Here is a 14,132-nt window from a genome sequence, read left to right on the forward strand (position 1 = left end):
TTAATTTTCGGCATCACGGCATTAACGCTTTAGTGCTCAATATTATTCAAATCCTTTTGTTAAACTCATAGCCTCTTCAATTATTTCTCTTGGATATCCAACATACTCTAAAAATTTAATAGCATTTCTTGATTTTACAACACCTGGCTTTATTTTATAATCAAAAGACAAGCCTTTTTTACAATCAACATATTCACTGAAATAATAAAAATCATAACTATTTTTTAATGAATCCGTTAACTCTTTATCATGTGTTGCCACAAAAGTAATTGCATCCCTATTATTTATATAATTAAGTATCGCTGTAGATGACGAAATTCTTTCAATTGGATTAGTCCCCCTAAAAATTTCATCTATAATACATAATAGCTTTACTTTATTATCTAATGAATTAATTATTCTAAGTATGGCTTCAACTTCCGCTAAATAATAACTTTTTCCTAAAGTAATATCATCCTTGGGACTTATTGACGTTACTATATTAAGTAAAGGTGCCTTATACTCTGATGCTAGTGCAAAATAAAATGTTTGTGCAAATAACACATTAATACCTATCATTCTTAAAAAAGTTGACTTTCCTGACATATTCGTTCCTGTTAAAACTATACCTTTTTTACCTATAGTTATTGAATTACCAACTGCTTTTTCCAATAAGGGATGAATTCCATCTTCTATTTTAAACTTTGCTTCTTTTTCAAACTTAGGTTCACATATACTTTCATTAACTATCTCCCTATATATTCCAACTGAAATAAAAGCTTCTATTTTTCCTAATTCATAATAAAGCTCTAGCAATTCATTTTTATTTTCTTTAATTTTATCTATAATTCTATAATATGAACTTTCTAATATTAAAAATGGTATTAAAAAAGGTTCTAATATTCCACCATATATTATGGCTAAATTAATTAACCATGTATTAACTCTTATAAAATTAAGCTTATCTAATATCATTTTAAGCCTTTCTATATCCAAATTTCCCTTTTTATCTAATGCCACTATTCTTTGTGCTGCAGTTAATATTTCATTTAAATAAATTAATCCATTAGTACATACCTTTTTACTTTCATAACTTACTATATTAGGTGCTATTACAAAAAATAAAAGTACTAAAAGTGCAATATATTTATTAAAAGTTAAAAACATAAATACTATTAATATAAAATTACTTATTCCAAATAATGAATAAAAATATCCTTTTAACTTATTACTTTTAAGATCCTTTTTCATCATTTCTAGGAATCTATTTTTCTTATCAAAACCTAGATTATAAAATATATACTGAATTTTAGCTCTTAATTCTTTATCTAAGTTGATTTTATATATAACCTTATCTCTCTTCTTTAAATCCTCTTCATCCATTAGTGGTTCTCTTAACATTTTATATAGTGCAGCTTCACCAACACTTGAGTAAGTTCTATCTATTTTACGAAAAACATTCTCCAAATCTAAATCATAAAAACATTGTTCATCAATTTTATATGGAGCTTTATCTTGCATATCAAAGAATTCCCTAATAACTTTAATATCATTATATTTATATTTTTCATCTTTATAGTATTTTTTTAATACATTTAATGATCTTTTAGAATATATCATTGTTAGTACCTCTTAGCATATTGATACTTATATATTGAAATTCCAACCAAGACTAATAATATAATCGATATTATTATGAATACATTGCTTTTTAATAATATTACATAGGTATATGGATCAATATTAAATAAATGCCTTGAAACTAATTGCAGTATAAGTGACAAAATAAAAATTCCTAGTAAACAACTAGCAAGCTTGCTATTATTAAAATTAATATTTATTTTAATTTTACTTTTTTCACTTATAGGTACAACTATAGCTTCCCTAGTTACTGATTTAGAAATAAATACAATAAATAGCGAAATCACATTCCAAGTAAATATATCATTTAATGTTATAGTTAATTGATTTATTAAAAATAAATTGCATAAAGCTTCTAATCCTAGTCCTATTATCATCCATAAAACATATCTTTGAACATAATCCAATACTATATATACCTTGCTTTTAGTTAGCATATACTCATCTATAATACTTTTACAAAACTTCTATTAATCCTCCAAAACATTTTTTACATTTCTTTTTACTATATTCCATGTATTTATAAATTCATTTAATTCATATCTTCCTTCGTCAGTTAAATAATAATATTTTCTCATTGGACCAAGAGGTGACTTTTTCATTACTGAATATAATAATTTTTTCTTTTCTAATCTTATAAGAATTGGATAAACGCTTCCTTCACTTATATCTTCAAACCCATAATTTATAAGCTTTTCACAAACCTCATATCCATAAGTTTCACCATTAGATACTATCTTTAATATACAGCCTTCTAATAATCCCTTTAACATTTGTGTTGAATTTGACACTTTTTCACCTACTTTGTATTGCATAATAGTTATATCTAAATATTACCATACTACTTTGCATTGTCAAGTAGTAAAAAAAGAATAACATTTCTGTTATTCTTTTTATTGTTTTTATTCTTTATTTATTTTTACAATTGCAATTACAATTATTTTCCATGCAATCTTGCAATAAATCACTAATTGCATTTGTTAATTGACAATTTGAATTCATTAAATAATTGTTCGTCATTTGATTATTCCAGGAATATATAAATATTAATAATAATATCAATTTCATAAATTGACATCCATAACATTGCAATAAGTTTAATAACTGGCATGCAAAAAATTCATTTGTCGCATTAACATCACTTGTATCATCACAATAACTTGAACAAATTTCTCTTAAATCATCTTCATCTAAGTTGTTTATAATATCATTTAAAGTAGCTGTCGTTCCTAATGTACTCAATTTTCTTTTCCCCTTATAACTTGTCTAACACTTCATAATACGCTAAGATTATATAGATTGCTACAAATTTATACCTTTTTCTATTTTGAATCAAAAAAAGATGATATAAAACAATCTAAAATCATTTTATATCACCTTTTATTAAATAACCTTAAGCTTTGATATTTCCATACTTTAATAAACTTTTTATTCTTCTAAAATAAGTAATTCCTAATGGAATTACCGCTGCAAACCAAGCAACTGGATCAGCTAAACATATTCCCATAAAATCTAAATACCTTGGTAAAGTAAAGGCAACTATAGCTCTTGCTACAAGCTCATATACTCCAGCCATCATTGGAACAAAGGAATCACCAATCCCTTGAAGTGCATTTCTATATATAAATATTAATCCTAAAGGTATAAAGAATATAGCTGATATATCAAGTACTTGTTGTGCATATTTTAATATTTCAGCATCAGGATTACTTATAAACATCATAACAAAGTATTTCCCAAGGAATATTAAAACTGCTCCTGCAATAATACTTGTAATAATTGAAATTTTAGTACATTCCTTAACCCCTTCTTTTATACGTCCATATTCCTTAGCACCCAGATTTTGTCCACAATATGTAGCCATAGTAACACCAAAAGTGATTGCTGGTTGCATAACAAGCTGTAATGCCTTTGATGCTGCTGTATACGAAGCAATAACTATAGATCCAAATACATTTAAAGCAGCTTGAACAGTCATTATTCCTATAGATGTTATTGAAAATTGAAGTGCCATTGGAATCCCTATCTTTAAATGTTTATGATAATATTTTCTTTTAACATTAAAATCTTCTTTTTTAAGTCTTAAAATAATAAACTTCTTATAAGTATAAATTAAACAAAGTATGGCAGATACACCTTGCGAAATAATAGTTGCATATGCAGCACCTGCTACCCCCATCTTAAAATTAATTATAAACACTAAATCTAAAATAACGTTTAAAACTGAAGATACTATTAAAAAATATAATGGTGTTTTACTATCACCTAAAGCTCTTAATATACTTGCTATCAAGTTATATGCAACTGTTGCTACTACTCCACCATAAATTATTTTTATATATGTATGGGCATCACCCATAATATTTTCAGGAGTATTCATTAATTTTAATAAAGGCTTTGCTCCTATCAAACTTACTAATGTAACTACAATTACTGAAATAACTGTTAAAGTTACTGCACTAGCAACAGCCTTACGGAGACCATTTTCATCTTTTGCACCAAATTTTTGCGATACCAAAACTGCAAACCCACTAGTTAATCCTGTGGCAAATCCATTAACTAAAAACACCATAGATCCTGTTGCTCCAACTGCTGCTAAAGCATCAACACCTACAAATCTACCAACTATTATAGTATCTACCATACTATAAAATTGTTGGAATACATTTCCTATCAATAAAGGTATGGAAAATAGTAATATTAATTTAACAGGATTTCCTTTAGTCATATCATTAGTCATATTATTTTTCATATCATCATCGCCTCCTAACGTATTATTTCACAATTACATAGGATATCATCTTTAGAATACTTTTGCAAAACAAATTTTAAGAGGTAAGAATATTTTTTCTTACCTCTTATAATGACCTTGTAAATTGCAATTTTGCTATCTGTTATATATTTAAAATACTTCCAAAATATCCATTACTTAAATCATAAATTATTAACTTCATCTTATCAAAAATATTTAAATAATTAACTACTTTTTCAAATCCTCTATTACTTTACCTATAATTTTAATACCTTTCTCTATTTCTTCAAGAGATAACCTAGAAAGACCTAACCTTAAACACTCTTTACAACTATCATCTACTGAAAATATATCTCCTGGTGTAAATATAACTCTCTCTTTATAACACTCATCTAAAAGTAATCTTGCATCTACCCCTTCTATCTTAATATAAATATGAAGCCCTCCTTCTCCCCATATAAATGTTGGCTTAATATATTCATTAATACATTTTATAGCAAACTCATATTTTTCCTTATATACTTTTCTAACCTTTTTTATTTGCCTTTCAAAAGCTCCAGAACGTAAATACTCATAGAGTATTCCTTGATCTAAAAATGATGTATGAATATTTTTACATCTCTTCACACTTTCTAATATGTCTATAACATTTTTATCTGCAAGAATCCATCCAACTCGTATTCCAGGAAATAATATTTTAGAAAAACTTCCTATATAAATAACTCCACTACCTCCATTATCAAGGGCAGCTATTGGAGATACATGAGTACTATTATATAAAAGCTCTTCATTAAATCCATCCTCAATTATAGGTACATTATACTTTTTAAATAAATTATAAACAGAATATCTTCTTTCACCTTTCATTACAATTCCAGTTGGATTATGATATGAAGGAATTAAATATCCAAACTTTACATTATTACTTTTTAACTTATTCTCTAATTCATTAATATCTATTCCCTCTTCTGTCATAGAGACTCCCACTACTTCAACTCCATGAACTTTCATAATCTTAATAGCTGTATTATGAGTTGGATTTTCACAAATAATTTTATCTCCTTTATTTGTATATGCAGTAAGAATCATCTCCAATCCCTCTGTAAATCCATTAGTAATTATAATATCTTTACCTATGGTATCTACACCTTTTGTATTCATATATTTTAAAAGGTACTCAATAAGAGGTTTATACCCCTTTGCATATCCATAATTTAAAATCTTATGTCCTTCTACTGAAATTCTATTTAAAAATGCCTTTTTAAACTCTTCCATATCAAATAATTCACCATCTGGTGATATACTTTTAAAAGATATTAAATTCTTTTCCCAAGGTATTTCACTTTTTACAATATCTAATTTTTCTGCAAGATTTCCATAATCATTAGCTTTTTCACTCCAAGAAACCTTCCATCCATCTTCATTTATTGACTTAACCTCTGAAACGAAGGTTCCTCTTCCCTTTACAGTATATAAAATACCTTTTTCTTCAAGATTTTCATATGCAGTTATTACAGAATTTCTACTTACACCAAGTAATTTAGAAAGCTCCCTGGTAGCAGGGAGCTTTCCATTTGATACAAGAAGATTACTATCAATCATACTCCTTATATAATTTTCTATTTGTAAATATAGTGGTTCTTCAGTATTAAAATCTATTTTAGAAAATATCATTTTCTCACAACTCCTAAATTAGTGAACACTCTATTATTTTATCTAATAGTTCACTAAATTCTAATCCTCTTACCTTTGCACTTTTAGGAATAAGACTTTGTTTTGTCATTCCTGGAAGTGTATTTACTTCTAGTAAATAAGGTACTCCATCTCTTACTATCATATCAATTCGTACATAACTATTGCAACCTAAAATATCCCAAACTTTTTTTGATATATTATTAATTTTTTCTTGTAACTTTTCTTCTAATAGAACTACTTCTTCTTCCGCTCCATTTTCACCATACTTAGAATCATAATCAAAGAATTCACTATTTTTTGACTTAATCTTAACTGTAGGAAAAACTTCTCCATTTAATACAAAAGAAGTTATTTCTTCTCCATTTATATATTCTTCTATCATTATTTCATTGTCGTATTTTAATCCTTCCCTTACTGCCATTTCCACTTCATCTTCACTTCTAACTAAAAATGTGGCAACACTTGACCCCCCCTTATTAGGTTTAATAAATACAGGATATTGTAACTCTCTTATTTTTTTATAATCTATTTCTTCAACTGTTTTTACTATTAACCACTTTGCCGTATCAACCCCAACAGTTTTTACTATTCTTTTAGTTAACCCTTTATTCATACATATAGCACTTGGTAATACCCCACACCCACTATAAGGTATTCCAATAGTTTCAAGTAATCCTTGAATAGTACCATCTTCGCCAAACTGTCCATGTAAAGCTAAAAATGCAAAATCTATTCCTTTTATTTTTTCAACTACTTCACTTTTAGAATCTATTATTATCGGAATGATCTCTTCATATTTATCTCTATTTAAATTTAATAAAACTTGCTCACCTGACTTTAAGCTTATTTCTCTTTCTGATGATATTCCACCCATTATTACTCCAATTTTCATTATTATCACTCCCACATTTTTAATCTTTACTTTATTTTATGAATATAATAGCAAATAAAAAAGCACCACAGCAAAAGTATTTCTACTTAACTGTGGTACTACTACTCTGATTTATTGCTAACTACTCTTACAATATAATTTTTCTCTCTTATAATCGTAAATTTTATTCCACATTTGAATTATTCTCCAAATGTAATGCACTAATATCTACTTTACCATTATTATTTATCTTATTATCTTCTACTACATCTGATAAATCAACATAGGAATTACTTTCTATAATACTAAACTCATCCTCTACCAATTCATCATTAGAAAAATCATCATTAATTTTTAAATGATCTAAATCTTTACTTATTCCAAGTATATTATCATTCATCCTATTACTTGATAAATTTTCATAATTTTTAAGTTCCAGCTTATCTAATATATCTTTTTTCATAATATCACCTCATAAAGAACTATACTAAATATTATTCCTAATTATTTAGCTTTTAATTATTTAAATTTTTTATAACATAATTTATAACTTTCTTTGATAGAATTTATTATATATATTGACTTTTTTCGAGTTTTATTAGATAATAATTATTATTACTTAATAATTATAGGAGGTATTTTATGAATAATAGAAATTGGGATGGTTTTAAAGAATTAGTATTAGTTGATAAGATCGAAGTATGTACTGATATTATTTCATTCTATTTTAAATCAAAAGATGGAAGTAAGCTTGTAAAGCATAAAGCTGGTCAATTCCTACCTTTTAAAATAAAAACCAATGATCCTAAATATAAAGATGTTATAAGAACTTATAGTCTTTCTATGTTTCCTAATGAAGATATTTATAGAATAAGTGTAAAAAAAATTAATGGTGGATTAATTAGTACTTATTTACATGAAAATCTTAATATAGGTGATTCTATCGAAGCAATGGTTCCAACAGGTTTGTTTACTATAAAAAATAAAAATAATGATACAGTTCTAATCTCAGGAGGAATTGGTATTACTCCATTATTATCTATGCTATATGAAGAATCTGCTATTAGAAATAATATTCACTTTATACAAGCAGTACAAAATTCTAAGATGCATCCATTTAAAGATGATATAGAAAATATATCTAAATTAAAAAATATTGAAAATACTGTATTTTATTCTGATCCTTTATCTGAAGATGTAGAAGGTGTAGACTACGATTATACTGGATATGTAAATAAAGATTTCCTTAAAGACAATGTAAACTTAAATTCAGACTTTTATCTTTGTGGACCACCTCCATTTATGAAAGCTGTAGAAAGTATTTTACTTGAGCTTGGTGTAGATAATTCTAAAATAAATTATGAACTTTTTAGTAATTAATATACTATAATTCTATATCATTTTAAATGTAAAATTATTACAAAATAAAAGCTAAAACCTAGCTATGTTAGGTTTTAGCTTTTATTGATAGTGTAATTTAATTTCACCAATATTCTTTTCGTAGCACATTTTACAAAGTACTATTAACTCTTCATCATTATTAATTTCTTTGGTGTAAACTTCTAAATTAGTAATATTACCACACTCTTCACATTTATATTTTGCCTTTTCTAAAGCTTTATGTCTCTTTAAATTCCATTCTTCTTTATTATTAATATTACTATCTTCTTTATAATCATTTTTATTATTTCTGAATACAAAAATATTATTTCCATCAGCAAAAATACTTTTTACTTTACCCTCAATACATTTTTTCAATGAAATTCTATCAGTACTTTTTCTCTTTTTATATTCCATATTTACTCTTATTACTATAATCTTTATTAAATATATTCCTAATACTAAGTATATTAAATTAAACATAAATATCACCCTTTTTATCATTAACTATTTTTTCTAAATCTATGCATTTTTCTAACAATAAAAAGGCGTAATATAAAAATTAATTTAAATTAGGAAAATTAAATATATCTGTAATTCCGCTTTTTGACTTCGGTTCATTTTCATGCCTTAATTTCTTTTCTTCTTCTTCACAATGAATTACCCCATCTATTAAACCATTATTATAATCATTTTTACTTTTTTTATTTATCATAATTTTCATCCTTTCAACTTTTTAATCTTCATATAAATTATTATCCTCACCTATATTAAAATTATTTATAACTTCTTAAATAATTTTAATATAATAAAATAAGCTTCTACATAATAGACCTTATAATCTATTATATAGAAGCTTAACTTTATAATATTAATTAGAACTGACGAATTATCTTTTGAGCATAGACAATTCCTACTCTTCTTTTTAACTTATCATTTAATGCAAGCTCGACACTTGTATTATCATTTAATTCAAAAGTATAAACTGATAATCCTTTAATATTACTATTATAATAAACCTTTTTTTCTTTACCCTTAATATTGCTTTTATTATTTTCATATGCCTTTCTAACATCACTTAGTGAAATTACTTTAGCTACTTTTCTTCTGCTTTCATTATATATTTTACTTACAGTTATAGTATCATTAAATATTTCATACTCATACTCAACATATACTAAAAAACTTAAAATAAATAACCCTAAAGCTATGATTCCCATAACTACTGAAGCTAATAATGATACTGTTAAAAAAAATGCTAAAAAAACTACAAATACCATAGATAGCCCCTTTAAAATATTACTTACAGTTTTACTTTTGTCACACTCAATAAATTGCTCTAATACCTCTTCCATTTTTATACCTCCCAAACACCCTTATTTTTATATTATAACAAAATTTATGTTAATTTAATATGTAAAACTTAGCTATATTTAATATTTTAATATAAGATTCTATAACCCTTTATAATAGTTTATTAATTCCTCCTTATTTTTAATACCTCTATTTTGAGGAATAGTTAACTCTGAAACATCCTTTCCATTTAGTTTACCATTAACTAAATATTCTTTTCCTAAGAAGTTTTGCCCCCAAGTGGCAATCTTATTTATCTCTGGTGTTTCTATATTTAATAATTCTGCAAAAGCTTTTAAAATACATAATCCAAATTGAATATCTTCAATAAAGTATCTAGAGTTTTTATCTGGAATATATCCATTTTCTACTTCCACCATAGGTGAATCAATTCCTATAAATCCTGGTGCAGTATTTATTTTTTTGCTTAATTCCTCTGGTGTTTCTATATTATATCTTATCTTTATTTTTTCAATATCTTTTGGATCAAAATCATTATTTACATTAAACCCATTAAATATTAATTCTAATTCTTCATCTAACTTTAATAACTCTGTTGAGGCCATAGTTCCCCATTCTTCATAGAATAAAGGATTTCTATCATATACTGTTTCACCTTCCACATAATCATGGAATAACTCATATAATCTTGAAGGATGCATTGTAGGATTTGATGGTGATAAAGTTATTGCTAAATAACTACTTAATGGAATACATGGAATATCAATAAAATTAGTCATGCATTCTGCTACTTTTTCTGAATACTCACCTGGAATTACTCTAATTTTCATAAATGGATTTCTTTGTTTTAATATTACTGATTCCCCGTATTTTTCTAATCTTATTATTGAAGGTACTCTTTGTGTCCCAAAGAATATACATCCCTTCTCTAATAAAGGATCTATTAGATATTCTTTTCCACCAAATCCTGGAATAGCCCCTACTACTGTTCCTTTCTTTAAAAATGGAAGTATAGTATTGATTGTTTTTTCCATCATAAACGAAGGATATGTTATTAATACATAGTCTGCATTTCCTACTGCCTCTTCATAACTTGATGTAATACAATGAATTTTCACTTCATGAGTTATATTTTTTTCTTCTTCTACTAATGCCATTTTCTCTTTAAAACTTTCTGGCTTTGAAGTGTGTAGCCATACCTTATTTTCATCTTTCATTGATATGTATGCAGCTAAATATGTTCCTATATTTCCTGCCCCTATAATACAAATATTCATATTACTCCTCCTAATTTCATTAAAATATTTATTTCATATTTATATTTTAATATTTTTTATTCTTATATTTTATATCCTCTTATCTTTCCTCTCTTCCCTATATATAATTACAACTTATTTTAATTATAATTTCAACTAAAATTAATATAATACATTCTTAAAAATTATATTTCATAAAAAGACTTCTACTTTTTAATATCTTAATAAATATCTAAATACTATTTCACTTCACTTTATAATTTGTTAAAATTTTCTTAATAAGGTATTGCGCACCTATGCGTTTTACTTTATAATAAGTTATAAATTACTTCTTAATATTTTTGAAAATAACTTTTATAAAGTTATTTTGTTCTATTTATTTTAATAGGGGGACTATATTTATGAAATTAGAAATAAAAAATCTACGAAAAAGTTTCTCCGGTAATGAAGTTTTACATGGAATTTCATTTTCAGTAGAAAGCGGAAAAGCACTAGGATTACTTGGTCGAAATGGGGCTGGTAAAACGACAACTCTCAGAATATTAATGGATGTTTTCAAATGTGATTCAGGTGAAATATTATTTGATGGTAAACCTTTCATACCTCGCAATCATCAAATAGGTTACTTACCTGAAGAAAGAGGGTTATATCCAAAGAAAAAAGTTATGGAGCAAATAGTATACCTTGCAACTTTAAGAGGAATTAGTAAAAAAGAAGCTAAAGAAAATACAAAAAAATGGTTAACTAGATTAGGTATTGCTGAATATGAAAATAGAAAGCTTGATACATTATCTAAAGGAAATCAACAAAAAGTTCAATTAGCTCAAACCTTAGTTTGTAATCCAAACATAGTTATATTAGACGAGCCATTTAGCGGCCTTGATCCTGTTAATGCTCAAATACTTAAAGATGTGGTTAATGAGTTAATTGCTGATAATAAAATTGTTATTTTCTCTAGTCATCAAATGAGTTATGTCGAAGAATTTTGTGAAGATATAGCAATAATAAATAAAGGAAATATTGCTTTAAGTGGAAATTTAAAAGATATAAAAAAAGAATACGGAAAAAATAGACTTATTTTAAGTGCTAATAATTATTCATTAAATGAATTAAAAGATATTTGCGAAAATAATTTTTCCCACTTAGTTAGTATTTATGACATAAAAAAAGATTTTTTAATATTAGAACTTTGTAAAAACTGTAGCAAAAACTCTTTTTTAAAAAGTATTATTGATTATGATATCGATATCGAAAACTTTTCAGTATATGAACCTTCACTAACAGATATTTTTGTATTAAAGGCAGGTGATGAATAATGAAACAATTTTTTAATGTATTAAGTTTTGAATTGAGTAATTATTTTAAAAATAAAGGTTATCTTATTACTACTATACTTATTCCAATACTATTAATCCTAGGATTATCACTACCTTCATTATTTGATATGTCCAAACTTATACCTCCGTTATCAAGTAACAACTCTGAGATTACAGAAAATATTGAAGAAATAAATGAAAGTAAAGATAAAACTAACTATATTATCATGGATACTAATAATATTATTAGTGATAAAAGTGTTCTTGAAACTGCATTTCCCAACTCAAATTGGACTATAGTAAATAGTAAAGATGAAGCTGAAAATGTTATAAAATCTGGTGATGCTAAAGCTGGATTTATTGTTGAAAGTTTAAATAAATATTCATACTTAGTTGATAATTCTGGTTTCACTGATACTAATCAAATTATTTTTGAAAACATATTATCTACATTAAATCAAATTGAGTATGCAGAAAATAATAATTTAAATATTGATGAATTACAATCAGTTATTAACATTCCATTTGAATCAGAGATAAGTATATTAGGGAAGGATAGTGCAAGTAATTTCTTTTATGTTTATATATTTATTTTTGCAATGTATATGATGATATTGCTATATGGTCAGTTAATTGCCGTTTCAGTTACTTCTGAAAAAAGTAATAGAGCAATTGAAGTTCTAGTAACAAGTGCTAGTAGTAATAGCCTTATATTTGGTAAAGTAATAGGTGCTGCATTAGCAAGCTTCTTACAAGTTGCTATAATATTAGGATCTGGTATGATAAGCTATACATTAAATAGTAAGGCTTGGAATGGACTTTTAGATGGAGTATTTAAGATTCCTAGTAATATATTATTAACATTTATTATTTTCGGTAGCATTGGTTATTTATTTTACTCATTTATATTTGGTGCTCTTGGTGCATTAGTTTCAAAGACAGAAGATATTAGCTCTAGTATAGGACCTATAACTATGATTTTTGTTATTGTATTCTTTATAAGCATGTTTGGACTAACCAATAGTGATAGCCTTTTAATAAAAATCGCTTCATTTATTCCTTTTAGTTCTTCTATGACTATGCTTATAAGAGTTGCACTTGGTACTGTATCTAATATAGAAATAATTATATCATTTATTATCTTATTAGTATCTACTATTTTAATAGCTATTGGTGCTGCTAAAATTTATAGACTAGGTACTTTAATGTATGGAAATCCTATTAAATTAAAAAATGCATTAAAATGGTTTAAAAAAGAAAAAATTTCATAATATTGATTAGCAAATTTAAAGAGGGCTAAAACTTTAGCCCCCTTTACTCTATTAATGAAGCACAAACTATAGTTCTAGCCTCATCAAATTCATAACTACAAGTATATAATGTAATTATATTTGAAATATCACCCTTAGAAATATCTTTCTTATATATGGATTTATTTTTTAAGTTATTAATATACTCATCAAATTCATCATTGCTAGCAAATTTATTTTTTAGATTAACCTGTCCACTACTATCTATAAATATAGAAAATACCTCATAAAAATATTCTTTACCATCTTTAATTATCTTTATTTTTCCATTATCAAAAAAGTCTTTTTCCTTAAATTTATTTATATCAGCAAACATACTACCATTTCTCATATTATGTCCATATAAAATCAAATTCTTATCATTAGAAATATCATTTTCACAATCAATAAAAATAGTACCCGCTATATCCTCTTCCCTATAAAAATTATTTTTTACATAGAATTCATTATCTTTACTTTGTACTACTGGATAATCTATTGCAGTATTAGATATATTAATCCAAAATTTATATTCTGAATTAATATCCTTTAATTTTTCATCTATCAAACCTATATTACTATTAACATCTGAAATATTATTTATATCTTTAATTTCTTGATATATTTTATTTGATCTAT

16 protein-coding genes are annotated in these 14,132 nt (G+C 25.6%); 3 read left to right on the forward strand and 13 right to left on the reverse strand.

All coding sequences use genetic code 11. The features are described from left to right. Positions 1–42: 42 nt before the first annotated feature. From EJJ37_RS05795 to EJJ37_RS05830, 8 genes are all read right to left on the reverse strand, one after another. Complete coding sequence (locus EJJ37_RS05795; protein ID WP_133014651.1) at positions 43–1,599, reverse strand: MutS-related protein; 1,557 nt, start codon at positions 1,597–1,599, stop codon at positions 43–45. 2 nt (positions 1,600–1,601) lie between these two features. Continuing rightward, positions 1,602–2,057, reverse strand: a complete 456-nt coding sequence (locus EJJ37_RS05800; protein ID WP_133014652.1) for a hypothetical protein — start codon at positions 2,055–2,057, stop codon at positions 1,602–1,604. Positions 2,058–2,090: 33 nt separating this feature from the next. Then, the gene (locus EJJ37_RS05805; protein ID WP_204596853.1) at positions 2,091–2,411 is read right to left on the reverse strand and encodes a helix-turn-helix transcriptional regulator; all 321 of its coding nucleotides are present in this window, start codon (positions 2,409–2,411) and stop codon (positions 2,091–2,093) included. Positions 2,412–2,529: 118 nt separating this feature from the next. Continuing rightward, positions 2,530–2,862 (reverse strand): hypothetical protein, encoded by a 333-nt coding sequence (locus EJJ37_RS05810; protein WP_133014654.1) that lies wholly within the window; start codon positions 2,860–2,862, stop codon positions 2,530–2,532. A 151-nt stretch (positions 2,863–3,013) separates the two neighbouring features. Then, a complete protein-coding gene (locus EJJ37_RS05815; RefSeq protein ID WP_133014667.1) occupies positions 3,014–4,360 on the reverse strand; it encodes an MATE family efflux transporter in 1,347 nt (448 codons plus the stop codon). 240 nt (positions 4,361–4,600) lie between these two features. Continuing rightward, positions 4,601–6,046: a MocR-like pyridoxine biosynthesis transcription factor PdxR gene (gene pdxR, locus EJJ37_RS05820; RefSeq protein WP_133014655.1), complete on the reverse strand. Its 1,446-nt coding sequence runs from the start codon at positions 6,044–6,046 to the stop codon at positions 4,601–4,603. Between the two features lie 13 nt (positions 6,047–6,059). After that, positions 6,060–6,959 (reverse strand): D-alanine--D-alanine ligase, encoded by a 900-nt coding sequence (locus EJJ37_RS05825; protein ID WP_133014656.1) that lies wholly within the window; start codon positions 6,957–6,959, stop codon positions 6,060–6,062. 163 nt (positions 6,960–7,122) lie between these two features. Continuing rightward, complete coding sequence (locus EJJ37_RS05830) at positions 7,123–7,401, reverse strand: hypothetical protein (protein WP_133014657.1); 279 nt, start codon at positions 7,399–7,401, stop codon at positions 7,123–7,125. Positions 7,402–7,580: 179 nt separating this feature from the next. Between EJJ37_RS05830 and EJJ37_RS05835 the strand changes: the two genes are divergently transcribed. After that, positions 7,581–8,318 carry an FAD-binding oxidoreductase gene (locus EJJ37_RS05835; protein WP_133014658.1) on the forward strand — a complete coding sequence of 246 codons (738 nt, stop codon included), beginning with the start codon at positions 7,581–7,583 and terminating at the stop codon, positions 8,316–8,318. A gap of 81 nt (positions 8,319–8,399) precedes the next feature. On the opposite strand, the gene EJJ37_RS05840 is transcribed toward EJJ37_RS05835, so the two are convergent. The 4 genes from EJJ37_RS05840 to EJJ37_RS05850 form a co-directional block, all read right to left on the reverse strand. Beyond that, positions 8,400–8,801 carry a hypothetical protein gene (locus EJJ37_RS05840; protein WP_133014659.1) on the reverse strand — a complete coding sequence of 134 codons (402 nt, stop codon included), beginning with the start codon at positions 8,799–8,801 and terminating at the stop codon, positions 8,400–8,402. 79 nt (positions 8,802–8,880) lie between these two features. Further along, positions 8,881–9,033, reverse strand: a complete 153-nt coding sequence (locus tag EJJ37_RS20080; protein WP_166484671.1) for a hypothetical protein — start codon at positions 9,031–9,033, stop codon at positions 8,881–8,883. A gap of 160 nt (positions 9,034–9,193) precedes the next feature. Beyond that, positions 9,194–9,673, reverse strand: coding sequence for a hypothetical protein (locus EJJ37_RS05845; RefSeq protein ID WP_133014660.1), 480 nt, complete (start codon positions 9,671–9,673; stop codon positions 9,194–9,196). A gap of 99 nt (positions 9,674–9,772) precedes the next feature. After that, positions 9,773–10,909, reverse strand: coding sequence for an NAD/NADP octopine/nopaline dehydrogenase family protein (locus EJJ37_RS05850; protein ID WP_133014661.1), 1,137 nt, complete (start codon positions 10,907–10,909; stop codon positions 9,773–9,775). A 380-nt stretch (positions 10,910–11,289) separates the two neighbouring features. Between EJJ37_RS05850 and EJJ37_RS05855 the strand changes: the two genes are divergently transcribed. Further along, positions 11,290–12,204, forward strand: coding sequence for an ABC transporter ATP-binding protein (locus EJJ37_RS05855; RefSeq protein ID WP_133014662.1), 915 nt, complete (start codon positions 11,290–11,292; stop codon positions 12,202–12,204). Then, positions 12,204–13,475 (forward strand): ABC transporter permease, encoded by a 1,272-nt coding sequence (locus tag EJJ37_RS05860; RefSeq protein WP_133014663.1) that lies wholly within the window; start codon positions 12,204–12,206, stop codon positions 13,473–13,475. The genes EJJ37_RS05855 and EJJ37_RS05860 overlap by 1 nt, the downstream gene beginning before the upstream one ends. Positions 13,476–13,518: 43 nt before the next feature. Here EJJ37_RS05860 and srtB read toward each other — a convergent pair. After that, positions 13,519–14,132 (reverse strand): class B sortase (srtB, locus tag EJJ37_RS05865; RefSeq protein ID WP_133014664.1); only part of this gene is annotated, 614 nt, incomplete at its 5' end.

Source organism: Clostridium cuniculi (assembly GCF_004353185.1).
GTDB classification, from domain to species: domain Bacteria; phylum Bacillota; class Clostridia; order Clostridiales; family Clostridiaceae; genus Clostridium; species Clostridium cuniculi.